The organism is Campylobacter felis (assembly GCF_030250085.1).
Classification (GTDB): domain Bacteria; phylum Campylobacterota; class Campylobacteria; order Campylobacterales; family Campylobacteraceae; genus Campylobacter_D; species Campylobacter_D upsaliensis.
In genome coordinates, this window is sequence record NZ_JANURX010000010.1 from 1 (window position 1) to 22766 (window position 22766).

A 22766-nucleotide genomic window follows, 5' to 3' on the forward strand; every position below is an offset into this window, starting at 1 on the left:
TTAAGTTTTGCACAGCGTTTTGAAGTTTGGAGCTTTCATTAGCTAAAGAATTTGCAAAGTCTGAGCTTTGTTTAAGCATTTTGATGATTTCTTCGCCTAAGGCATTAGTGGTTACTTCTACACTACCTGTTGCATCTTCAATTCTATTTCTAAAGTCTAGGCTTTTAAATTCTTCAAAGATAGAACGGATTTTATTCATATCTTTACCCACTCTAGTTTGTAAAACATCAAGAAGATCATTTAAAACATTTTTGAGTTCTATAAGTTGTGGGTTTCTAGGATTAGCTGTGATTCTTGCTGTTAAATCTCCGTTTTCAACTATGCCTACTGTGGTAACACTTTCTTTTACAGCTTGTTTATCTTGGTCTAAGCCTTCTTTAGTTGCTAGGATATTTTCATTAATGGCTTTTGCCATTTGACCAAACTCATCACTTGTATTTACATTGATAGTAGAGATGTTTTGAGTTTTATGATTGATGAAATCGAAGAAGGAGTTAAGACCGGATTGGATGGAGTTGAGTGGAGCGACAAGCTTTTTCACAAACACCACTAAAAACATCGCACCAACAACAAGCAAGACTAAAGCTATTGCCGTGCTGATGAAAAATTGCTTATTAATCGCCTCAGTATAATCGCTTTGCGTTGTCGCAGAAACTATGGTCCAGCCAAAAGGAAATTGCTTATAAAAGCCTATTCTTTCTTTGCCATCGTGTATATAGACAAATTCGCCCTCAAGTGCATTTTTTAAAGCTGTTTGCAAGGCTATTTCTGCTTCGGTTCGAGTGGTGCTTTCAATAATTTTTTGATCTTTATGGGAGAAAATTTTCCCATCTGCATCGGTAATATAAACATCAAGTCCAGGTAATTCCTCTCTTTCAAAATTTTCAAATCTTTTTTGAAAATCACCGACAAATAAATCCATACCAATAACACCGATAAATTCGCCATTTTTAATTAAAGGATAAGTTGCTGTTGCAAGTCTTTGACCCTTATAATTACCCGCACTTGAAACATAGGTAGAAGAGATAATGCCTTGCCTTTTCTCCTTAGTTTCTTTGTACCAAAATCTATCTCTTAAGTCTAAACCGACATTATCAAAATTTGAAGATAAATTCTCAATACCCACTTCAGGATGGTAATCCTGTAAAATCACCTTTCCGTCATTTTCATAAACAATATACATAGAAGGATATTTAATAAGCTCCTCCGCCGTCATCAAAACGCGTCTTTGAGCGATAACATCATTTTTATCCAGTGCGACAATTTGCTCCGCTACAGCATTTAAATGCTGCTTTGCCTCAACATTCATCGTAATATCTATCGTAGTATAAGAAGCGTCTAAAATACCCTTTTGAATGCTTCTAAAAAGTGTGGAAATTTGACTTGAACTAGAAATATAGTTGTAAGTTACAATCACACCAATCACTACAACAAAAATCGCCACAACACAGGCTAAAATCTTGCCTCCAAGTGTTTTTGTCATAACTTTCTCCTTTAGGAATTCTTGCAAAGTGGCAATTTTAATACAAGAATTCTTAAAAATTAATTTGTTTTTTTTGTAAATTAGTGCATTTTTAAGATTATTTTTGTATAATTTTGCATTTAAAATTTAGGTAGGAAATGATGAAAAAAATTCTTCTCTTTTTATTTTTTGGTTTCAGTTTTTTGATGGCAAAGCCCATAGTGAGTGTTAGCATAGCTCCACAGGAGTTTTTTGTAAAAAAAATCGCAGGAGATAGCGTAGAAATTAACACGCTCTTACCGCAAAATAGTGATGAGCATACCTTTGAATTTAAAGCATCTCATCTTAGCAAACTTGAAAAAAGTGATCTTTATTTTACGATGGGTTTGGAATTTGAAAAAGTTTTTTTAGATAAATTTAAGCGTAATTTTCCAAACTTAAGCATTGTAAATACTCAAAAAAATATTCACTTTTTAGAATTTGAAGAAGAACACGAGCATCACGACCACGACCACGACCACGACCACGCTAAGGATATACACACTTGGCTTGATCCCATTTTAGTCAAAATCCTAGCGACAAACATAGCCACAGCCCTCAAAGAAAAATACCCACAAAATGCTAAAATGTATGAAAACAATTTGCAAAATTTTCATAAAGAACTAGAAAGTCTAAATTCGCAAATCGATGAGGAATTAAAAGGAGTGAAAAATCGCAAATTTATCGTTTATCACCCTTCTTGGGCATATTTTGCAAAACGCTATCATTTGGAGCAAATTCCGGTAGAAATAGCAGGAAAAGAGCCTAAAATCAGCGATTTAAAACGCATTATAAAAAAAGCAAGAGAAGAAAATATCAAAGTCATTTTCGTGCAGCCGGGCTTTCCTGAAAATGCTGCAAGGGTTTTAGCAAAAGAGTGCAATGCAAGAATTGCAATGATTAATCATCTCTCAAAGGAGTGGGACAAAGAGCTTTTAGAAACGACTAAGGCGTTAAAAAAGGCTTTTTAGTGCTTTATTTTAAAATTAACAATTTAAATTATAGCTACGACAAAGAAGAAATTTTAAAAAATATCAATCTTAGCTATGATAGCCGCGAATTTCTCTCCATCATCGGTGCAAATGGAGCTGGGAAATCAACGCTTTTAAAGCTCATTTTGGGACTTTTAAACTCTAAAAAACAAATTGAATTTTTTAATATCCAAAAAAATGAAATTGCCTATGTCCCACAACAAAGCCTTATTAACACAAATTTCAATGCGCGTGTGCTTGAGATCGTTTTAATGGGACTTGTAGGACAAAAAATTTTTGGCTTTTACACAAAAGAAGATCAAAAAAAAGCCTTAAAAAGCCTTAAAAATATAGGTATGGAGGAATTTTGGGATAAAAGCTTTAATGAATTAAGCGGGGGACAAAGGCAAAAAGTTCTCATTGCTAGAGCTTTAATCGATAGGTGCAAACTACTTATCCTAGATGAGCCAACGGCAAGTGTTGATAGTAAAAGTGCGGTGCAAATTTTTGAAATGCTAAGTGCCTTGCATAATGAAGGAATAGGCGTTATAACCGTGTGCCACGATATTAATTTAGTCCTTGCTTATAGTGATAAAATCGCACATTTAAATAAAGAGCTTTTTTTACATCAAAATGACAAAAAAGAAAGACAAAAAAGTGTTTTTTTAAAGCATTTGTATGAAAATCATACACATTTTTGTGATGTGGAGATGAGCTTGGAGCATTGTTTGCAGTGCGAAGAAAAGCAAAATTGCGAAAGTAAAATTTTAAATTATAGTAAAAATATAACACAAAACATCACAAATCTTAGACAAAATAATGCTTGAGTTTTTAAACTACACCTTTTTTCAAAACGCCCTTTTAGCCGCCCTTTTAGTAAGTATTGCCTGTGGAGCTATGGGGATTTTAGTGATGATAAATCGCCTCTTTTCTATGGCTGGAGGCATTACGCACGGTGCTTTTGGAGGCATAGGCTTGGCGATTTATTTCTCTTTGCCCATTTTACTTAGCACGAGTATTTTTACACTTTTTTTAGCTTTTTTAGTCGCCTTTTTAAGCAAACATTATTCTCATAGAAGCGATAGTTTTATTGCGGTAATCTGGGCTTTTGGTATGGCTGTGGGGGTTATACTCATTGATTTAAGTCCAGGGCAAAATAGCGATTTAATGGCTTATTTATTTGGTTCTATTTTAGCCGTTTCAAGCGATGATTTATGGCTTATGGCTTTTGTCGATGGTGCTTTTATCTTGCTTTTATTTTTATTTTATAGACAATTTGAAATTCTAAGTTTTGACAAAGAATTTGCAAAAGTTAAGGGAATTCACACGAGCTTTTTTCATTATCTTTTAATCGCAATGCTAGCTTTTTGCATCGTCATTTCTATACGCTTGGTTGGGCTTATTTTAGTTATGGCTATGCTAAGTATCCCTAGTTTTATCGCAGAATCTTTTGCCAAAAGACTGGGAGTTATGATGCTCATTTCTTCTTGCATTAGCGGCATTTTTTGTGTGTTTGGCTTATTTGTAAGTGCAGCGTTTAATCTTTCAAGTGGAGCTTGCATTATAGGAATTTCTTGTCTTTTTTTTATGCTTCATTTTGCTTTTAGGCTGATTAAACGCCCAAAATAAAGCCTTTTTAAAAAGTGGAACACATTTTGCTAGAATAGCTGTAAATCTTAAAATATAGGTGAAAATATGCAAAATGGATATTATCAAGCCACAGGTGGTATGGTAACGCAGTTTAACAAACTTGAAGTTATCACAAACAACCTAGCAAACATTAACACAAGTGGTTATAAAAGAGATGATGTTGTTATTGCGGATTTTAAAAGGATTTTTAAAGAAACTCAGGATGAGTTGCCTATAGAAAATCACACAAAAGACGCGGCGCGTTTTGTCAATACGACAATAGATAGAGTGCCTCAAATTTCGCAAGATTACACAGACTTTAGCACAGGTTCTTTAAAGGCGACAAACAACCCTTTAGACTTTGCAATGACAAGAGAGGATACCTTTTACCTCGTGCAAACTAAAAATGGGGAGCTAAGACTCACAAAAGACGGAAATTTTCAACTTGATGATGAGGGCTATTTGGTTAATAAGCAAGGCTATAAGGTCTTAAGCAGTAATTATTTTAATAATCCAGAAGGTGCTGGCATCATTATAGGAAACGGTGCGGTGCATATTAATGCAGATAAAAATGGCAATATTAGTGTCGATGGAGAGGATAATGCTAGGCTTTTCATCGCTCAAGTTGATGATATAAGAGCTTTAGATAAAGACGGGGATAATACCTATAAAATCGATGATTTAACGCGCATTAGAGATTTAGAAATTTCAAATTCGGTTAAACAAGGCTTTTCTCAAGGCTCAAATGTCAATCCCGTTAGCGAAATGGTCGGACTTATCGAGGCAAATAGAATGGTTGAGATGTATCAAAAAGTGATGACAGCTCATATGGATGATTTAAATCAAGATGCGATTAATAAACTCGCAAGCGTTAAGTGATAAAATAAATAAAAAAGGATAAAAAATGATGCGTTCACTTCACACGGCAGCCACAGGTATGGTCGCCCAACAAACACAAATTGATGTAACTTCAAACAATATCTCAAATGTCAATACCGTAGGCTTTAAAAAATCAAGAGCCGAATTTGCGGACTTGATGTATCAAACGATGAAATATGCAGGCACTTCCACCTCTGCCACTACGCTTTCTCCATCAGGCATAGAAGTAGGCTTAGGGGTGCGTCCTACGGCTGTTACAAAGGTCTTTACACCGGGTAGCTATAAATCTACTAGCACAGATAGCTTTGATATGGCGATCGAGGGTAATGGCTTTTTTCAAATTCAACTTCCTGACGGAACGACAGCTTATACAAGAAATGGACAATTTACAAGGGATAATGAAGGAAATGTCGTCAATGCAGACGGATATAGATTAATCCCAGAAATGACCGTGCCAGAGGGTGCGACAAACATCAGCATAGCAAAAGACGGCACCGTCTCTGTGATGCTAGCAGGGGAGCAAGAAGAAACGCAAATCGGGCAAATTGAACTAGTGCAGTTTATCAACCCAGCAGGACTTCACTCTATGGGGGATAATCTCTACCTTGAAACCGGAGCTAGTGGCGCACCAGTAGCAGGTATAGCAGGACAGGACGGCTTAGGAAACATAAGACACGGCTTTGTGGAACTTAGCAATGTCCAACTTGTCGAAGAAATGACCGACCTCATCACAGGACAAAGAGCTTATGAAGCAGGTTCAAAGGCGATTACCACAAGTGATGAAATGCTAAGTATTGTCAATCAACTCAAAAGGTAAGGTAAAATAAAATAGCTTAGGCTTTATCTTAAAGCCAAGCTCTCCTTTATGGGCATTGATGATTTCTTTCGACAAAGAAAGTCCAAGCCCATTTCCCTTAAGTTTAGTCGTTTTAAAGGCTTCAAAAACAAGCTTTTCGTCCTTAATTTCACAACCATTATCTAAAATTTCTACATGCAAATTCGTCCCTTTTACATAAGCTTTAATGCAAATTTTAGGCTCTTCGCTCTCCTCTTCCTCAATCGCATCAATAGCATTATAAATAAGATTTTGCAAAACTAAGCCTAGCAAAGCCTTATCCGCATAAATTTCCAAATCAAAAAATTCCATTTCAAAGCTAATATCACTAGAAAAATTATAAGATACAATGGCTTGTTCGCACTCTTCTTTTAATTCTAAAAGATTAAAAAAGCTCTTATTAATATGCACACCCTTAGTAAAAAGTAGCGTAGAATTTACAATTCTTTCAACCCTAGCGATAGCTTTTTGAATTTCAAGCACGATATTTTTATTTTTAAGCTCGACTCTAGAAAAAAGCGTGGAGGCAAGTAAAGATATAGAGCCTATGGGATTTCTTATCTCGTGAGCTAAATGTGCTGCCACACTTCCCATACTAGCAAGGCGTTCATTTCTTTTTTCATCACTAATGTCTGTGGCTGAAATGATGGTTTTTTCATTTTGAGCTATGATTTTTATCGTATAAAATTTGTTCTCAAATTCAAGCTCATAATGGGTGCTTTTAAGATCAATTTGCTCCAATAAATTTGCATTTTGCGCGGCGGCTCTATTTTGCAAAATGATCTTTTTATCTCTATCCATAATCCAAAGTGCCGTAGGCAAAACCTCGATAACTTCACTCATCATAGCCCTTAGGGCGTTGTAATTTTCATTAAGTATTTTATACTCATTTTCTATCACATAAGTTTGCTCAATGAGGCTTTGAAGCCCTTTTTGCAATGTTTCTTTTTCATTAGAGTCTAAACTTTGCAAAATATTTTTATCCATTTTATCCTCACATCAAAGCTTTAAAATGACTTAAATCAAACAAAAGCAAATGCTCATTTTGTAAGCTTTCAAGCTCCTTAGAAAAGCCATTTTTAGAAAAGATTATATAATAATTAGGCTTTAAATTGAGCTCTTGTGCTTTTTTATAAAGATCATTTAAGACATTTTTGCAAATTTTTTTATTTTTAAATTTGACCTCGCCTATGAGAGAAATTGCTTCATCTTTATAATATAAATCAAGCTCCAAATTCCTCTATCCCAATAGCTTTGAACGCAGTAAAGATTAAAATACTTTTCCACAAATTCCCTTGCTAATTGCTCAAAACAAAAGCTTTGATAAAACTCAAATTTCTCCCTTATCTTTTCCAAAAGCTCATCAAATTTCCCCACCAAAATCAAATTTTCATTAGGCTTTAAAAAATAAAAATGAAAACGCGTATAATGATCTTTAAAAAGAATTTTATCTTGAATGACATAGTCTCTTAACTCTTTTTTTAGCTTGTGGTGCTTGGATTTTTCTATTTTATTTTCCTTGCTTTTTTCTATGCGTAAAATGCCAGATTTCAAAAGCTTATTAAAAGTGTTTAACGCCTTAAAGTGCTGAATTTCTCGGTTAATAGAATAGCGTTTGCGATTATTTTTAGCAAATAAAATCAAAGCCTTTTCTTCTGTCTCATTAATCAAAAATTTTTCATCTAAAAGCTTATAATTTGGTAAAATCAACGCCTTAATACTATCAAAAATATCATTAGAAAAATACTCCACCCAAAGCCCATCAAACACGCTATAAAAATCAACCATTTGATGTAAATCAAGCTCAGGATGCAAACACGCAAAACTATGAAATTTAATGCTTTTCCTTTATTAGAATAATTTTTGTATAATTTTAACAAAATTTCATTAAGGATAATGTTTGCAAATAAAGGATTTAAAAAAAGACATCATTTTGCGTAAAAATACGCTTTATTTGGACTTTGCGGCAAGTGCTTTAGCTCTTAAAAGTGTAGAAAAACGCATCAAATCGATTTTGCCCTTTTATGCAAACACTCACTCAGAAAGCTCACTTAATGCCTTTAAAATGCAAAAACTCTACGAAGAAGCAAGGATTAAAATTAAAAAAAGCTTAAATTTAAACGAAGATTTCGCCCTAATCGCTTGTGGAACAGGTAGTAGTGGAGCAATTAAGAAATTTCAAGAGCTTTTAGGACTTTATGCACCTCCTGTTTTAAAGCAAAAATATCTTAGTCAAATAGATCCCAAATCCCTCCCACTCGTGCTTGTAGGACCTTATGAACATCATTCTAATGAGCTTTCCTTTAGAGAAGCCCTTTGTGAGTGTGTAAGAGTGCCACTAGATAAGCAAGGGGAGATTGATTTTGCATTTTTAAAGCAAATTTTAAATCTCAATCAAAAAAGGCAAGTCATCGCTAGCTTTTCTCTAGCCTCTAATGTAACAGGGATTTTAAGTGATTATGAAAAAATTTCGACCCTAGTAAGGCAATATGGAGGTTTAGTCGCCTTTGATGCCTCTAGCTTTATCCCCTATAAAAATATCCCTTGCAAATTCTACGATGCTCTTTTCATCAGCGCACATAAACTCATAGGTGGGGTAGGTTCGTGTGGGCTTTTAGCTATCAAAAAGACTTTATGTGGAACAACGCCAAGTTTTGCTGCTGGAGGAACGGTGGATTATGTCTCACGCACTTCGCAAAATTATCTTTGTAATGAAGAAAATTTAGAAGAAGGAGGAACGCCCGGAATTTTGCAGCTCATACGCGCTTCTTTAGCCTTTGAAATAAGAGATAAAATAGGACTTGATTATATAGAAAAAAAAGAAGAGCTTTTAAAAAATTATTTTTTTCAAAAATGTCAAGAAGTGCCAAATTTAGAACTTTATGCTAAAAATTTGACAAAAAGACTAGCCATTTTTTCTTTTAATATCAAAAAACTTTCTCCCTTTGATTTAGCTTATGATTTAAGTAAGAAATTTCACATAGAAACAAGAGCTGGCTGTGCTTGTGCTGGTCCTTATGGACACGATTTGCTTGGTTTAAAAGATAATGAAACATTAAAATTTAGACCGGGCTGGGTTAGAGTGAGTTTTCACTACACACACGAAAAAGAAGATATTGATAGATTTTTTAAAGCCCTGCAAGAAAGTATCGCAAGGCTTAGTTTTTAATTATTTAAGTTCGTATTTAGCTAAAATTTTATCATAAGTGCCGTCCTCTTTTAATTCTTTTAATCCTTTATTAAATTTCTCAATCGCCACTTTTTGCTTATCTTTATCAAAAGCGAAACTAAAGCCCTCACTTCCGTCTTCTTCTTCAAAAAAGCCTATCAGATCAGCATTTTCTTTCAAATAGCCCATTGAAACATCTTTATCGGCAACTACCGCATCAATTTTGCCCTCTTTAAGCTCCATAATCACCACGCTCAAGCTTTCATTACTTTGCACTTTAGTATCTTTAATCGCCTTAGCAGCTGGCTCTTGCAAAGTGCCGAGCTGAACGCCTATAATCTTACCTTCTAAATCCTCTTTAGAATTCAAAGCCTCATTATCTTTTTTCTTAATGTAAAGATTCTTAGTTGTGTAATACACATCACTAAAATCCACACTCTTTCTTCTGTCCTCTGTCGCACTCATCGCAGAGGCTATCATATCAATCTTACCTGTTTTTAAAGCAGGAATAAGCCCATCAAAGCTCATCTCCACCCAAGTAAGCTCTATGCCTTCTCTTTTAGCGATTTCATTAACTAAATCAATATCTAAGCCCGTTAATTTCGCATCTTCTTTATAATCAAAAGGCTTATAATTAGGTGCAGTGCCGACCTTTAAACTTAAACTTGCATTTGTATCCGTGCTAGGCTTAGAAGAATCACCACAAGCCACCATAAAAAAGCTTATTAAAGCTAGTAAAAAAATAGAAAAAATCTTTCTCATTTCAATCCTTTAAAAAATTTAAAATGTCATTATAAACTTTTTAAGTGTATAGTAGGAAAATTAAACTCTTTTTTGCTAGAATTTTGGCAAATTTTAAAGGAAAAAAATGGGTTTAAAAGCGGATAATTGGATAAGAAAAATGGCACAAGAATGTAAAATGATAGAGCCATTTTGTGAAGCAAACATAGGCAAGGGTGTCGTAAGCTACGGGCTTTCAAGCTATGGGTATGATATAAGAGTGGGGAGAGAATTTAAGATTTTTACCAACATTAATTCCACTGTCATCGACCCTAAAAACTTTCTTGAAGCTAATGTAGTCGATTTTGAGGGCGATGTGTGTATAGTGCCCGCAAATTCCTTTGCTCTGGCTAGGACGGTGGAGTATTTTAAAATGCCCGATGATGTTTTAGCCATTTGTCTAGGTAAAAGCACTTATGCAAGATGTGGGATTATAGTCAATGTAACGCCATTTGAGCCAGGCTTTGAAGGACATATCACCATAGAAATTTCTAACACCACCCCCCTACCTGCCAAAATCTATGCTAATGAGGGCATAGCTCAGGTGCTATTTTTAGAGGGGGATAGCCCTTGTGATACGACCTATAAGGATAAAAAAGGCAAGTATCAAAAACAAACAGGCATTACTTTGCCTCGCATTTTGAAGTGATTAAGAGCGTAAAAACCCTAAATACGCCTCTAAATCCTCCGGTGTGCCAAGTCCGTGCATATGAGCGAAATCGATATTGTAAATTCCTATCTTTAAGCCATTTTTTATAGCATAATTATACACAGGGCAGGTGTAAAATTCATTATTAACCCTATCATTTCGGCAAATCATATCAATCGCACTATCCACAAATTCACTCCCTCTAGTAAAAAGATAAATTCCCACAGTCGCAATATCGCTAATCGCCTCTTTTTCCTTAACCTCCACAACCAAATCCTTTTCAAGTCTAGCAAAAGACCATTTAGGATTTTTTTCTCCATCAATAAAGCTTAAAATAGACCCATCTAAATTCCTCTTAAAACAATCCTCAATGAAATCCTTCAAAGTAAAATCGACCACTTGATCGGAATTTGCGATGAGTAAGGGCGTGTCATTATCAATAAGTTTTCTTGCATAAAGCACCGTGCAAGCAGTGCCTTCACTAAGAGAATCAATGCAAATCAATTCGACATTAAATTCTTTTTTAATCTCCTCTATCGCTTCTTTTTCGTTTTCCAACTGCTCTTTTCTAGCAATTAAAATGTATTTTGCATTTTCATAAGCTAAATTTTCTAAAACACGCACTATCATAGGCTTTCCAAGCACATCGATAAAAGGTTTTGACTTCTTAAAACCTGCCTTTGCAAAGCGACTTCCAAGCCCTGCCATTGGGATAACTATATTCATTTTGCTTCTCCTAAATACTTATCATCTAAAACGCAAGGCATTTTTACCACAACGCTAATCGTATCTTCAAGCGCCTCAAAATCACTCGCCTCATTAGGCTCTATAACGATAATATCGCCTTTTTGATACTCTACGCCGTTCATTTTTACTCTACCTCTTACTATAAGTGTGATTTCTGTGGCGATTTTATGATGATGTTTTTGCTCATAATCGCCTTTTTGATACTCTTTAACGCCAACTTCCACATCTTTACTTTTTAAAACGCTAGGCTCAAAATTTCCTACAAACCAGCCCCTTATCATATTTTCTAATTTAAAAATTTGCACTTTTTCTCCTTTTAAATTCTTTTTTTATCCTAGGCAGCTCCTTGAAAAAGAAGCGGAGCCACCCCCCCCCCCCCCCGTGTTACAAGCTTTTAAAAAACTCTCTCCCACTTTGTAAGATAGATGATTTTTAACATATAAAGCTTTTTCATAATCAGCACAATGCTCTAAAGGTGGCAAACTAAGCTTTGGATTAATTTTTATCGCTTTTTGGTAATTTTCTTTTTCAATTTTATGAAGTTTTTTGATTTTTAATAAACGATAAGGTAAAGCTATAAAATCAACCAAATTCCTATTTTTATAAGTTTGCACCAGCTCAAAGCCTAGTCTGTAAGTTAAAGTCGCCTTAATTCTCTCATCTGCTAAAGTTTTATTGTAATAAAAATATTTTCTATGAATTTTAAGTGATTTTAGATGAGAATTTAATCCCTCAAAAAAGCTTTCAAATTCTTTTAATTTCTCTTTAGGATAATTTTGTGATAATTTTTTCAAATCTTTCTTCAATGCTTCCCTAACATTAGGAAAATGTGTCGCCTTACTTGCACTTTGCCATTTGACATAATTTTGCCCCTTAATCACATTAAGCCCTATAAAATCTACATAACGCCTTAACATAGCGTGATCTAAACAACCATAACTCGCACAATTAATCCCACAAGGAAAATGTTCAAAAAATTCTTCATTTACACCTCCACTTGCCTTAGCAAAGGTCGATAAAAACTCCACCATAGCAAAACGCCTACCAAAAGCATAAACATCGCCAAGTTGTTTTTCATCACTAGAAGTCTCAATGACAAGATCTTTAGTCTTTAAATTTTTAAGCTCATCAAGGCTTAAATTTAAAGTGTAGCGTTTATCTGGGCGAAGCATAATGATAAAATCATAACGCTCTTTCATTTTTCTTTCGTATTCAAAAAGTAAATTTAAAACTCTATTCCAACCATAAAACATTTTTGAACTATTATGGATAGGTAAAATTCTAGGATAATTTTGCATAAAAAAATCGACATTTTCTAAAGCCAAAGCTTTAAAATTTGTAAAATTTTTAATAGTATCTAAATTTTTCTTTGGAATTTTAGCTGCGTATTCTTGCTCGATTAAAGAAAAGACATTAGGAAAGAGTTTTGAAAATTGATAATTATCAATCAAAAGCTCATTTGGAGCATTTTGAAGTAACTTTTCATCGATAAAATTTCGCAAAAAACCCACACCAAGCCCACCAGCTCCAGCCCACAAATAAGCCTCGTCCCAAGAAAAAAGAAAAATGTCCGCATTAAGAGGGGTGGCGACATTTTTAACAATATGCCTTAAATCTTCACAATAATCATATCTTAAAGCTCCACTCAAACAAAAAGCGATTTTAAAAGGCTTCATTTAGGTAAATCCAAATAAGCACGAAGCTCTTTAATCTTATCTCCTTGCCACTCCAAAATATCCACACCCTCAAGCTTTACCTCATCAAGATTTAAAATAAATTCTATCAAAGTCGTTTGCCCATCTTTATAAATATTTTTTGCCTTAAATTCCAAATTCTTGCAAGAATTAAAGATATTTTCAACCGCCTCAAGGGCTTTTTGCTTCCCTTCTATCCTCTTAACCGCAGGATCTTCTAAAACAAAATCCTCATCTAAAAGAGCACAAACACCTTTTAAATCCCTATCATTAAAAGCCTTAATGTAAGCTTTTGTCAAATTTTTAAGCATTTTTTATCCTTTCGTATTCGTTAATTTTTTCTTTAGAATAAAATGTATGATAAGCATTTTTATCGATTTTATTATTTAAAATTTTTTTATTTTGCAAAATGAGCTCATTTAAAAGCGGAGCGATAAAAAATTTCCCATTTAAACTCATATCCTTTCTTATCGTCCTTTTCGCCGCCTCGACAAAAAATCGCCCCTTTTTAAAATAATAAAAGCCCGCCACAGCATTTTTACTCATCGGTCGCTTTTCAAAAGCTTCAAGCACCAAATTCCTCTCATCACATTTCACATAGGCAAAACGCGGATGAATACTTTCAAAGCTTAAAACCCCCGCATCATAGTCTTTAAATTCTTTTAATGTTGCATTTATATCAAATTCAAAAATTTGATCGCTATTAACCACCAATAAAGGCTCATCATTTTCTATCAATTCCACAGCCAATAAAGCCGAGCAAAGCATACCTGCCGTTTCATTTTTTGTCGTTAAAATAGACGCTTGATGATGTGTTAAAACGCTAATTGCCTCATCTAAATGAAAGCTTCTTACATCCTCTTCTTTTAAGATAAAAATAAAACGCTTATCTTCCACAAAAGCATAATTTTCTATAAAAAGCTCAAGCATTGTTTTGCCACAAATTTCCACAAAAGGCTTAATAAAGCCGTCCTTTTTCTCATCGAAGAAAAACGATGAACCCGCCATAGGCACGACTATATTTATCATAAAGCCCCCTTAAATTTTTCTATTTGCACTTTGATATTGTCATAATTGACCTCATCTACTTCACTCACTACCATCACATTTGCCCCACTTGCCTTCGCTGCCTTAATACCATTTTCATTATCCTCAATTATCAAGCATTCTTTAGGGTTTAAGCCAAATTTTTCAATCGCTTTATTATACATTTGAGGATCAGGCTTACCCTTACTCACATCTTCATTAGAAAGATAAAAATCCAAATAAGTATCAAGTGCTGCTTTTTGCATCATCACCTCTATACTTTTACGGATAGAATTCGAACACACCGCTATTTTATATCCCTCGCTTTTGAGTTTTGACAGAGCAAATTCGTGGCAAAAACGCGGCTTACAAGCACAATGCACAAGCTCCATAGTAAATTGCTGCTTCATTTCATTAATAAAACTATGCAAAGCCCTAGGCAGCCCTCTTTCTACGCTCAACATCTCGAGCTTATCCCTCGTTGGTAAGCCATCAAATACACTCAAGTGCTCATAACGACTAATCTCCAAACCAAAAAGCCTCAAGGCTCTATTTAAAGCCTCATAATGCCAATCCTTCGCCTCAATCAAAACTCCGTCCATATCAAAAATAATCGCCCTAATCATTAAAAAACTCCTTCGCTTCTAAAACCTTATCTGTGCAAAGCATTATTTTTCCATAAAGCTTATGCTTAGTTATAATTTTTTTATACTCCTCCCACTCTTTTTCATAGGATCTTTTATGTAAATCTGGTGAAACGATCGCTATTTGTTTGCCATTTTCCAAATGTTCTAAAATAAGCTTTTCATCGATATAATGCGTATGAAACTCATCAAGCCACACTCCACAAGCCTCCTCGTAAAAGCTTGGTTCTTTTTCACACTCACTCTGCCTCGTAAAGACCTTAAAGCCATCTTTAAGATACAAAAGGGCATCAGGGACTGACATATCAAAAACGAAGTAATTTTTGATTTCGTAGCGTTTAATGAATTCTAAAAGATGTTTTTGTAGCCCATCAGCCTTAATATTTAAAGCCAATGGAAAATGAAAAGAATGTGCATGATAAAATTGAAAAAACTCTCCCGCTTTCTCACTTAAAGATGTGGGGATATCGTGAGAAAGTAAAAGATTACCCCCCCCCCGTCTCTAAGGTCTGTTTCTATGCCAAAACCCATTTCAAAAGCCTTAGCTAAACTTGCAAGGGAATTTTGCTCGTTTTTTTCACGCCAAAACCCACGATGTGCTAAAATTTCTATCATACCCTCACCTCCTAAGCCACTCTTGCAAACTTTTGACTTCTAAATAACTTCTATCCTGCATTGCTTTAATGCTTTTTGCACCCGCAAAAGCGGAGCGTAAATTTGTAAAATAAGGGATTTTAAAACGCAAAATATTTTCTCTAATCTTCTTCGTATCGCCCACAAAACTATGCGAATCGCTTGTATTTATCACAAGGTGAATTTCGCCATTTTTAAGCCTATCTTCGACATTAGGGCGTCCTTCTGAAATCTTATACACTAACTCACACGCATAACCAGCCTCTTTAATTTTTGCACAAGTGCCACTTGTAGCAAACAAAGAAAAGCCTATTTTAGTATAAGCTTCAGCAATTTTAGTAGCGAATTTTTTATCCTTTTCTTTAAGAGAGATAAAAACGACACCGCTTTTAGGAAGAGGATTAAACGCACAAATTTGACTTTTCGCATACGCTTTAGTAAAATCTTTACTAATCCCCATAACTTCACCGGTTGAACGCATTTCAGGTCCAAGTTCTAAATCACTTCCACTTAATTTTGCGAAAGGAAAAACAGCCTCTTTCACGCTAAGATAATTTAACTTTTTAGGACACAGAATTTTTTCCTTAAAATCCACCACGCCAAATTTATCATAAAAGCTTAAAGCTTCTTTTAAATTCCCCTGCCACATCACACGCGTAGCAACCTTAGCCAAAGGCAAACCAGTCGCCTTGCTTACAAAAGGCACGGTGCGACTTGCGCGAGGATTAACCTCTATCATAAAAAGCTTGTTTTCAAAAAGGGCAAACTGTATATTCAAAAGCCCCACCACGCCCAAATTCAAAGCGATCTGCGCCGTTTTTTCACGGATGAGCCCTTGCGTTTTTTCGTCTATATTACAAGGGGGTAATGAACAAGCACTATCACCTGAGTGAATGCCAGCCTCCTCGATATGCTCCATAATGCCTGCCACATAGACCTCTTTACCATCACTTATCGCATCCACATCAAGCTCGGTAGCGTTATCCAAAAACTCATCGATTAAAACAGGACTTCGCTCACTCACAGCCACAGCCTCTTGCATATAAAGACGAAGTTCTGCCTCATCATACACCACACGCATCGCACGCCCACCTAAAACATAACTTGGACGCACAAGCACAGGATAACCTATTTCACTCGCTTTTAAAACAGCTTCTTCCACCTTTGTAGCCGTAGCATTTCTAGGCTGATTAATCCCCAAATTCTCGCAAAAAAGCGCAAATTTCTTTCTATCTTCTGCTAAATCAATCACCCTAGCACTTGTTCCTATGATTTTCGCTCCAAAAGCACTGAGTCTTTTAGCAAATTTAAGCGGAGTTTGCCCCCCAAAATGCACTATCACGCCGTCAGGTTTTTCTCTCTCAATCACAGCTCTTAAATGCTCAAAATCAATAGGCTCAAAATAAAGCGTATCGCTAATATCATAATCTGTGGAGACGGTTTCAGGGTTACAGTTATACATCAAGGTTTTCACGCCCATATCCTTAAGCGCAAAAGACGCATGCACACAAGCATAGTCAAATTCAATACCCTGCCCTATGCGGTTAGGTCCTCCGCCTATAATAAGAACTTTTTTCTCTTTTTTATCCCTAGCCTCGTTTTTACTTTGCGTAAGCTCGCTAGCATTAATGCTTGAGTAAAGATAAGGCGTAAGAGCCTCAAACTCACCCGCACAAGTATCGACCTCGCTAAATTCGGCGATGATTTTATGCTTTATCCTTGCATAGTAAATATCATTTTGTGAAAGCTCTAAATTATCCTTTTCATTAACCAAAGCGGCGATTTTCTTATCCGAAAAGCCCATAGTTTTAGCCTTTCTTAAAAGCACCTTATCGCTTAAAATATCCATATCAATGCGTTTTTCAAATTCCACAAGCTCTCTAATCTGCTCTAAAAACCACTTATCAATCCTACAAAGCTCATAAAGCTCCTCCGTGCTAAAGCCCTGCCTGTAAGCCTCGCCTAGATATAAAAGCCTTTTTTCATTTGCATTTCTTATCTTAAAAATAAGCTCGTTTTTATCCTCAAATTTAATCCTATCAAGCCCACTATAATTTCTCTCAAGTGAGCAAAGTGCCTTTTGCAAACTCTCCTTAAAAGTGCGCCCTATCGCCATTACCTCACCCACACTCTTCATCGCCGTGCCTAAAATTTCATTAGAACCAGGAAATTTTTCAAAGGTAAAACGCGGAATTTTAGTCACAATATAATCAAGCGCAGGTTCAAAAGAAGCGGGAGTGCCTGTGATGTCGTTTTTAATCTCATCAAGGCTAAAGCCCACAGCTAAAAGCGTGGCAACCTTAGCAATAGGATAACCTGTCGCTTTAGAAGCAAGGGCTGAAGAGCGTGAGACGCGAGGATTCATTTCTATCACTATCATTCTGCCATTTTGTGGATGGATGGCAAATTGCACATTCGAGCCACCTGTATCCACGCCGATTTCACGCAAAATAGCAAAAGAGGCATTACGCATCGCTTGATATTCTTTATCCGTGAGGGTCAGGGCGGGAGCTATGGTAATGCTATCACCCGTATGCACACCCATAGGGTCTAAATTTTCTATGCTACAAACGATGATACAATTGTCAAATTTATCGCGTATAACCTCCATCTCATACTCTTTCCAACCAAGCAAACTTTCCTCAATCAAAATTTCGTGGATGGGAGAAAGGCTAAGTGCAGCAGTGGCAAGGTCCTTAAATTCGTCTAAATTATACACCACGCCACTACCAGCACCCCCAAGCGTATAAGAAGCGCGTATCATCAAAGGAAAGCCTATCTCATCGACCGCCTTTAAAGCCTCGTCATAATCATAAGCATACATAGATTTGGGCAAATCCATACCTATCTTTTTCATACACTCTTTAAAGACTTGTCTATCTTCGCCCTTTTTTATCGCCTCAGGCTTTGCGCCTAAGAATTTCACGAAAGAAAAATCTTTTTTAAATTCTTCACTCTCAAAAACTTGCATAGCGACATTTAAAGCTACTTGTCCGCCCATAGTCGGCAAAATAGCATCAATCTTTTCCTTTTTAATAATGCTTAAAATACTTTCTTTTGTAATCGGCTCTATATAAGTTGCATCAGCAAATTCAGGGTCTGTCATAATGGTCGCAGGATTTGAATTAATCAAAACAACGCGGTATCCAAGCTCTTTTAAAGTTTTAGCCGCCTGAGTGCCAGAATAATCAAACTCGCAAGCCTGTCCTATCACGATAGGTCCGCTTCCTATAAGTAAAATATTGTTAATATCATTTCGCTTCGGCATAAGTCTTTCCTAAAGTAAAAATGCAAAATTATAACTAAATTTCACTAATCAAAGTTTTTAAGTGGATTTCAATAAGTTTTTTCAATGATGTATAAATAAGAAGGGATATTAAGATTGACATAAGGTTTTACAAGGGCATTTTGATACATATCATCTTCACTAATGCTTTCAATCACACCTACACCAACTCCAGCAAAAAAGACATTATCAAGCCCACTTGTATAAATCACATCACCCTCTTTTATCTTAGAAGATTTAGGGATAAATTTTACCACAACCTTGCCATTTTCGCCGTGTATAATGCCGGGGTATTTTTCCTTTCCTATATAAACGGAAAAGATGCACTTTTCATCACCTTGCAAAAGCGCCATAGTCCTGCCGTCTTTATTAACTGCTATACCAGCACTAAAACCAGAATAAATTAAACCGCGGTTTTTCGTGCTTGTTTTGAAATCATCAAGCCATACTTTTTGATAATTATTCACACCAACATAAGAAATCGCTCTTGTGAGTGTTAAACTTGGAAAATATTGAGTAGAATTTTTATCCTCTAAAAAACGATTAATTCTATCTGCAAAAGTATTAAGCAATATCGAATTTTCTTCCAATTCTTTATTTCTTTTTTTTAGAATTTCAATTTGCTCGGCTTGGTCAAAATGCTTAGAAATAGAAGCACTTAAATAATCCTTAAAATTATAAAGATTATTTAAGACAAAATCATTAACATAAAGAGTATTTTTTTTTATCACGCCCCCATAATAAAAAGAAACAAAAACCAAAAAAGCTAAGATTAAGACATAAAAAATCTTATTCTTCATTCGTTAGTTGATGTAAAAGTGAAATTTCTTCTAAAGCCTTACCTGTGCCTCTAGCTACTGCTAAAAGCGGCTCATCAGCCACATATACAGGCAACCTCACTAATTCGCTTAAATACTTATCAAGCCCACGAATCAAAGCTCCGCCTCCTGTTAAAACCACACCATTTTCGACTATATCACTCGCCAAATCAGGCGGCATCATCTCAAGCACCATTTTAAGTGCATCGGCTATCTCTTTTAAATGTTCCTTCATCGCCTCCCTTACATCTTCGCTCGTAAGCTCAATGCGAGAGAGTAAGCCACTTATTTGGTCGCGTCCTTTTACGACCATAGAAAGCTCTTTTGGGAGTTGTACGGCTGAACCTATGGTTATTTTAACCTCTTCACCCGTTCTTTCGCCTATGACAAGATTATATTTTTCTTTGACATAATTAACTATACTCATATCAAGTTTATCGCCAGCTGTGCGTATAGATTTTGAAATCACAAGTCCGCCAAGTGAAATCACTCCTATTTCAGTCGTCCCACCACCAATATCCACGACCAAATTCCCCTTAGGCTCTTGAATCGGCAAATTTGCTCCAATAGCCGCCGCCATAGGCTCTTCTATCAAAAAGACCTCTCTAGCCCCAGCACTTAAGGCACTTTCACGCACAGCCTTTCTTTCAACTTGCGTTAAGCCATAAGGCACAGAAATGATGATTCTAGGACGCAAAAAACTCTTCCTACGATGTGTCTTTTCTATAAAATAACGAATCATTTTTTCAGTCATATCAAAATCCGCAATCACGCCATCTTTCATAGGACGAATCGCCTCAATATTGCCCGGGGTTTTTCCTACCATTTCTTTTGCTTCTTTACCCACAGCCAAAATTTTAGCCTTAGAGCCGTATCTTTCACGCTCCACAGCCACAACAGAAGGCTCATTAATCACTATACCCTTATCCTTAACCAATACCAAAGTATTAGCCGTGCCTAAATCGATGCCCATATCACTGGAGAAAAATCCTATTAATTGATCCAAAATCATTTCTATCCCTTTAACTTATTTTTTTCTTAATCAACAAAGCCTTCGCACCCTCGCAAACGACCTCTTTTGTGATAACAATATCATAGTCTTTATATTCAGGTAATTCAAACATTAAATCAACCATCATTTCCTCGATAATGCTCCTAAGTCCTCTCGCACCCGTCTTTCTCTCAAGCGCTAGTTTTGCAATAGCCCTTAAAGCGTCTTCCTCAAATTTCAAATTCACCCCATCAATGGCAAAAAGTTTTTGATATTGTTTAATAATTGCATTTTTAGGTTCAGTTAAAATTCTTACCATATCATCTTCATCAAGCTCATTTAAAGAAGCAATGATATGCAAACGCCCAATAAGCTCAGGTATAAGTCCAAAATGCACCAAGTCATCAGGCTCGATTTTCTCTAGCAAATTCTTATCTTTTTCTCCACTATCATCAAAAAAGCCCACAACTTTATCGCCAAGTTTGCGTTTTAAAATTTGCTCCAAACCATCAAAAGCACCACCACATACAAATAAAATATTACTCGTATCAATTTGTATAAAGTCTTGATTAGGATGCTTTCTACCCCCTTTTGGAGGGATATTGACCAAACTCCCCTCTATAATCTTAAGTAAGGCTTGCTGCACTCCCTCACCGCTCACATCACGCGTAATGGAGCGATTTTCACTCATTCTAGCAATTTTATCAATCTCATCGATAAAAACGATACCTTTTTGCGCTCTTTCTACATCATTATTAGCCGCTTGTAAAAGGCGTGTAAGTATGTTTTCTACATCTTCTCCCACATAGCCAGCCTCCGTTAAAGAAGTCGCATCGCAAATAGCAATAGGCACATCTAAAAAGCGTGCTAAAGTCTGTGCCAAAAGCGTTTTACCGCTACCTGTGGGACCAACAAGCAAAATATTAGATTTAAAAAGCTCAGTATCATCATCTTCTAAATCTGCCCTAAAAAGCCTTTTATAGTGATTATATACGCCTACGCTAAAAATCTTTTTTGCCCTGTCTTGTCCTATTACATAACGATCTAAATAAGCCTTTAAGCTTTTAGGGGTAATATTTTGAAAATTCAAATCACTTTTTTCTGTATTTTGAGCCTTTTTTAAAGAATTTTCCTCTCCATAAATAATACTATAAGCACCCTCAACACAATACTCACAAATGCAAGCATCACCATCTTCATTTGCTAAAATTTTTATATTATCACTATCATCTCTATTACAAAAACTGCATCGTTTAGCCATTATTTTTGCCTTTATATACAGGAATTCCGCGTTTTGTCTCTAAAATGAAACGGCACATTTTTTTGACATTTTCACTTTTTGCCTCTTCTAATAAAATTTTCGCATTTTCTTTTAAAGTTCCACTCTTAAACAAAAATTTATAGGCTTTATTTAAGCATTCAACTTCATCTTTTTCAAAACGACGGCGAATTCCTACCAAATTTAAACTTCTAATACTAGCCCTATTTCCCTCCGCTAAACAAAATGGCACAATATCTTGTGAAAGTGCTGAAGCACCCGCTATCATAGCACCCTCTCCCACTTTAACAAATTGATGAATAGGCGTTAAACCCCCAACGACAACATAATCATCAAGTTCCACATGCCCTGCTAAAGTCGCATTATTTGCCAAAATGATATGATGCCCCAAAATGCAATCATGAGCTATATGACAATATGCCATTATAAAGGCATTATCGCCTATTTTAGTAAAGCCATCGCCCTTTGCCGTGCCTGAATTAATCGTAGCAAATTCTCTAATTGTCGCATTTTTACCTATAATCACGCCCGTTTTTTGTTCTTCTTTATAAGAAATATCTTGAGGGATATCACCCACACAAGCGTAAGAAAATATACGACTTTCATCGCCTATTGTCGTATCGGCTAAAATTCTAGCCCCTTGCTTGATGATGACGCCATTGCCGATTTTAGCTTCTTTACTCACAAAAGCATAAGCTTCAATTTGCACATCATCACCCAAAATCGCTCCATCTTCTACGACCGCACTAGGATGAATCTTTTTCAAAATTCTCTCACTTATCCACTATCATCGCTTTAAGTTCAGCTTCTGCGACCAAATTTTCCTCCACAAAAGCCTTCCCTTCAAAAATCCATAAAGCACCGCGATTTTTCACTACACGCATTTCATAATCAAGCCTATCGCCCGGGCGGACAGGGTTTCTAAATTTCGCCCCGTCAATGCCTATAAAATACACAACTTTTTCTTTAGGATTGACCTTATTATCCATACTTTCGAAAGCTAAAACTCCGCCCGTTTGTGCCATACCTTCTAAAATCAAAACACCCGGATAAATAGGATGTCCTGGAAAATGCCCCATAAATACATAATCGCTAATGCTAATATTTTTATAGCCTTTAATCACTTCACCGATTTTTAATTCTGTGATTTTATCAACAAGCAAAAAAGGATAGCGGTGCGGTAAAATCTCTTGAATTTGCATAACATCTATCATCACAAAGCCCTCAAAAATTTT

At 35.8% G+C, this 22766-nt stretch carries 24 protein-coding genes and 1 pseudogene; 7 read left to right on the top strand and 18 right to left on the bottom strand.

Going from position 1 to position 22766, the window contains the following annotated elements; translation table 11 throughout:
* A partial coding sequence (locus NYG92_RS06225) for a cache domain-containing protein (RefSeq protein ID WP_289233849.1) occupies positions 1-1483 on the bottom strand: 1483 nt, incomplete at its 3' end.
* Positions 1484-1623: 140 nt separating this feature from the next.
* Here NYG92_RS06225 and NYG92_RS06230 point away from each other — a divergent pair.
* The 5 genes from NYG92_RS06230 (at position 1624) to flgG (ending at position 5797) form a co-directional block, all read left to right on the top strand.
* Positions 1624-2472 (top strand): metal ABC transporter solute-binding protein, Zn/Mn family, encoded by an 849-nt coding sequence (locus NYG92_RS06230; protein WP_432264804.1) that lies wholly within the window; start codon positions 1624-1626, stop codon positions 2470-2472.
* On the top strand, positions 2472-3299 hold the full coding sequence (locus NYG92_RS06235) for a metal ABC transporter ATP-binding protein (protein WP_027304495.1): 828 nt from the start codon (positions 2472-2474) through the stop codon (positions 3297-3299). Before NYG92_RS06230 ends, NYG92_RS06235 begins: the two co-directional genes overlap by 1 nt.
* A complete protein-coding gene (locus NYG92_RS06240) occupies positions 3292-4101 on the top strand; it encodes a metal ABC transporter permease (RefSeq protein WP_289233851.1) in 810 nt (269 codons plus the stop codon). Before NYG92_RS06235 ends, NYG92_RS06240 begins: the two co-directional genes overlap by 8 nt.
* A 66-nt stretch (positions 4102-4167) precedes the next feature.
* Positions 4168-4980 (top strand): flagellar hook-basal body protein, encoded by an 813-nt coding sequence (locus NYG92_RS06245; protein WP_270977943.1) that lies wholly within the window; start codon positions 4168-4170, stop codon positions 4978-4980.
* Between the two features lie 25 nt (positions 4981-5005).
* Positions 5006-5797 (top strand): flagellar basal-body rod protein FlgG, encoded by a 792-nt coding sequence (gene flgG / locus NYG92_RS06250; protein ID WP_027304492.1) that lies wholly within the window; start codon positions 5006-5008, stop codon positions 5795-5797.
* On the opposite strand, the gene NYG92_RS06255 is transcribed toward flgG, so the two are convergent.
* Positions 5768-6802, bottom strand: coding sequence for a fla regulon two-component system sensor histidine kinase FlgS (locus NYG92_RS06255; RefSeq protein WP_214142083.1), 1035 nt, complete (start codon positions 6800-6802; stop codon positions 5768-5770). The two genes, flgG and NYG92_RS06255, sit on opposite strands and share 30 nt — an antisense overlap.
* Before the next feature lie 7 nt (positions 6803-6809).
* Positions 6810-7603: pseudogene (locus NYG92_RS06265) on the bottom strand (DUF234 domain-containing protein).
* Positions 7604-7715: 112 nt separating this feature from the next.
* On the opposite strand from NYG92_RS06265, the gene NYG92_RS06270 reads away from it, so the two are divergent.
* On the top strand, positions 7716-8984 hold the full coding sequence (locus tag NYG92_RS06270) for an aminotransferase class V-fold PLP-dependent enzyme (RefSeq protein ID WP_289233854.1): 1269 nt from the start codon (positions 7716-7718) through the stop codon (positions 8982-8984).
* Here NYG92_RS06270 and NYG92_RS06275 read toward each other — a convergent pair whose 3' ends face one another.
* Positions 8985-9746, bottom strand: a complete 762-nt coding sequence (locus NYG92_RS06275) for a basic amino acid ABC transporter substrate-binding protein (RefSeq protein WP_289233855.1) — start codon at positions 9744-9746, stop codon at positions 8985-8987.
* 106 nt (positions 9747-9852) lie between these two features.
* On the opposite strand from NYG92_RS06275, the gene dcd reads away from it, so the two are divergent.
* On the top strand, positions 9853-10413 hold the full coding sequence (dcd, locus tag NYG92_RS06280) for a dCTP deaminase (protein WP_257405234.1): 561 nt from the start codon (positions 9853-9855) through the stop codon (positions 10411-10413).
* On the opposite strand, the gene NYG92_RS06285 is transcribed toward dcd, so the two are convergent.
* The 14 genes from NYG92_RS06285 to fabZ all read right to left on the bottom strand — a co-directional run bounded on the left by NYG92_RS06285 (position 10414) and on the right by fabZ (position 22745).
* Positions 10414-11139: a glycosyltransferase family 2 protein gene (locus tag NYG92_RS06285; protein WP_257405233.1), complete on the bottom strand. Its 726-nt coding sequence runs from the start codon at positions 11137-11139 to the stop codon at positions 10414-10416.
* On the bottom strand, positions 11136-11441 hold the full coding sequence (locus NYG92_RS06290) for a cupin domain-containing protein (protein ID WP_432264805.1): 306 nt from the start codon (positions 11439-11441) through the stop codon (positions 11136-11138). Before NYG92_RS06290 ends, NYG92_RS06285 begins: the two co-directional genes overlap by 4 nt.
* Positions 11442-11489: 48 nt before the next feature.
* On the bottom strand, positions 11490-12836 hold the full coding sequence (locus tag NYG92_RS06295; protein ID WP_289233857.1) for a DUF8374 domain-containing protein: 1347 nt from the start codon (positions 12834-12836) through the stop codon (positions 11490-11492).
* Positions 12833-13165 (bottom strand): nuclear transport factor 2 family protein, encoded by a 333-nt coding sequence (locus tag NYG92_RS06300; protein ID WP_139021255.1) that lies wholly within the window; start codon positions 13163-13165, stop codon positions 12833-12835. Before NYG92_RS06300 ends, NYG92_RS06295 begins: the two co-directional genes overlap by 4 nt.
* Positions 13158-13883: a glycosyltransferase family 2 protein gene (locus NYG92_RS06305; protein WP_139454893.1), complete on the bottom strand. Its 726-nt coding sequence runs from the start codon at positions 13881-13883 to the stop codon at positions 13158-13160. The genes NYG92_RS06300 and NYG92_RS06305 overlap by 8 nt, the downstream gene beginning before the upstream one ends.
* Entirely contained in the window at positions 13880-14506 is a 627-nt protein-coding gene (locus tag NYG92_RS06310) for an HAD family hydrolase (RefSeq protein ID WP_289233858.1), read from the bottom strand. The genes NYG92_RS06305 and NYG92_RS06310 overlap by 4 nt, the downstream gene beginning before the upstream one ends.
* Positions 14499-14918 (bottom strand): PI-PLC domain-containing protein, encoded by a 420-nt coding sequence (locus NYG92_RS06315; protein WP_257416658.1) that lies wholly within the window; start codon positions 14916-14918, stop codon positions 14499-14501. The genes NYG92_RS06310 and NYG92_RS06315 overlap by 8 nt, the downstream gene beginning before the upstream one ends.
* Positions 14919-14974: 56 nt before the next feature.
* A complete protein-coding gene (locus NYG92_RS06320; protein WP_289233859.1) occupies positions 14975-15139 on the bottom strand; it encodes a hypothetical protein in 165 nt (54 codons plus the stop codon).
* 4 nt (positions 15140-15143) lie between these two features.
* The gene (carB, locus tag NYG92_RS06325) at positions 15144-18425 is read right to left on the bottom strand and encodes a carbamoyl-phosphate synthase large subunit (RefSeq protein ID WP_289233860.1); all 3282 of its coding nucleotides are present in this window, start codon (positions 18423-18425) and stop codon (positions 15144-15146) included.
* A 68-nt stretch (positions 18426-18493) separates the two neighbouring features.
* A complete protein-coding gene (mreC, locus tag NYG92_RS06330) occupies positions 18494-19243 on the bottom strand; it encodes a rod shape-determining protein MreC (protein WP_289233861.1) in 750 nt (249 codons plus the stop codon).
* Positions 19233-20273, bottom strand: a complete 1041-nt coding sequence (locus tag NYG92_RS06335) for a rod shape-determining protein (RefSeq protein ID WP_027304477.1) — start codon at positions 20271-20273, stop codon at positions 19233-19235. Before NYG92_RS06335 ends, mreC begins: the two co-directional genes overlap by 11 nt.
* 10 nt (positions 20274-20283) lie before the next feature.
* Positions 20284-21513 (bottom strand): ATP-dependent Clp protease ATP-binding subunit ClpX, encoded by a 1230-nt coding sequence (clpX, locus tag NYG92_RS06340; protein ID WP_270977603.1) that lies wholly within the window; start codon positions 21511-21513, stop codon positions 20284-20286.
* Complete coding sequence (lpxA, locus tag NYG92_RS06345; protein ID WP_004276744.1) at positions 21506-22297, bottom strand: acyl-ACP--UDP-N-acetylglucosamine O-acyltransferase; 792 nt, start codon at positions 22295-22297, stop codon at positions 21506-21508. The genes clpX and lpxA overlap by 8 nt, the downstream gene beginning before the upstream one ends.
* 7 nt (positions 22298-22304) lie before the next feature.
* Positions 22305-22745, bottom strand: a complete 441-nt coding sequence (gene fabZ, locus NYG92_RS06350; RefSeq protein ID WP_289233862.1) for a 3-hydroxyacyl-ACP dehydratase FabZ — start codon at positions 22743-22745, stop codon at positions 22305-22307.
* Positions 22746-22766: the final 21 nt, after the last annotated feature.

Bases quoted from the DNA above. Each gene is read 5' to 3' on its own strand.
- NYG92_RS06230 (WP_432264804.1), top strand. From the start codon at position 1,624: ATGAAAAAAATTCTTCTCTTTTTATTTTTTGGTTTCAGTTTTTTGATG.
- NYG92_RS06255 (WP_214142083.1), bottom strand. From the start codon at position 6,802: ATGGATAAAAATATTTTGCAAAGTTTAGACTCTAATGAAAAAGAAACA.
- flgG (WP_027304492.1), top strand. From the start codon at position 5,006: ATGATGCGTTCACTTCACACGGCAGCCACAGGTATGGTCGCCCAACAA.
- carB (WP_289233860.1), bottom strand. From the start codon at position 18,425: ATGCCGAAGCGAAATGATATTAACAATATTTTACTTATAGGAAGCGGA.
- NYG92_RS06335 (WP_027304477.1), bottom strand. From the start codon at position 20,273: ATGATTTTGGATCAATTAATAGGATTTTTCTCCAGTGATATGGGCATC.
- NYG92_RS06320 (WP_289233859.1), bottom strand. From the start codon at position 15,139: ATGATAGAAATTTTAGCACATCGTGGGTTTTGGCGTGAAAAAAACGAG.
- NYG92_RS06305 (WP_139454893.1), bottom strand. From the start codon at position 13,883: ATGATAAATATAGTCGTGCCTATGGCGGGTTCATCGTTTTTCTTCGAT.
- NYG92_RS06295 (WP_289233857.1), bottom strand. From the start codon at position 12,836: ATGAAGCCTTTTAAAATCGCTTTTTGTTTGAGTGGAGCTTTAAGATAT.
- mreC (WP_289233861.1), bottom strand. From the start codon at position 19,243: ATGAAGAATAAGATTTTTTATGTCTTAATCTTAGCTTTTTTGGTTTTT.
- NYG92_RS06300 (WP_139021255.1), bottom strand. From the start codon at position 13,165: ATGCTTAAAAATTTGACAAAAGCTTACATTAAGGCTTTTAATGATAGG.
- NYG92_RS06310 (WP_289233858.1), bottom strand. From the start codon at position 14,506: ATGATTAGGGCGATTATTTTTGATATGGACGGAGTTTTGATTGAGGCG.
- fabZ (WP_289233862.1), bottom strand. From the start codon at position 22,745: ATGATAGATGTTATGCAAATTCAAGAGATTTTACCGCACCGCTATCCT.
- NYG92_RS06285 (WP_257405233.1), bottom strand. From the start codon at position 11,139: ATGAATATAGTTATCCCAATGGCAGGGCTTGGAAGTCGCTTTGCAAAG.
- NYG92_RS06245 (WP_270977943.1), top strand. From the start codon at position 4,168: ATGCAAAATGGATATTATCAAGCCACAGGTGGTATGGTAACGCAGTTT.
- NYG92_RS06290 (WP_432264805.1), bottom strand. From the start codon at position 11,441: ATGATAAGGGGCTGGTTTGTAGGAAATTTTGAGCCTAGCGTTTTAAAA.
- clpX (WP_270977603.1), bottom strand. From the start codon at position 21,513: ATGGCTAAACGATGCAGTTTTTGTAATAGAGATGATAGTGATAATATA.
- NYG92_RS06240 (WP_289233851.1), top strand. From the start codon at position 3,292: ATGCTTGAGTTTTTAAACTACACCTTTTTTCAAAACGCCCTTTTAGCC.
- dcd (WP_257405234.1), top strand. From the start codon at position 9,853: ATGGGTTTAAAAGCGGATAATTGGATAAGAAAAATGGCACAAGAATGT.
- NYG92_RS06275 (WP_289233855.1), bottom strand. From the start codon at position 9,746: ATGAGAAAGATTTTTTCTATTTTTTTACTAGCTTTAATAAGCTTTTTT.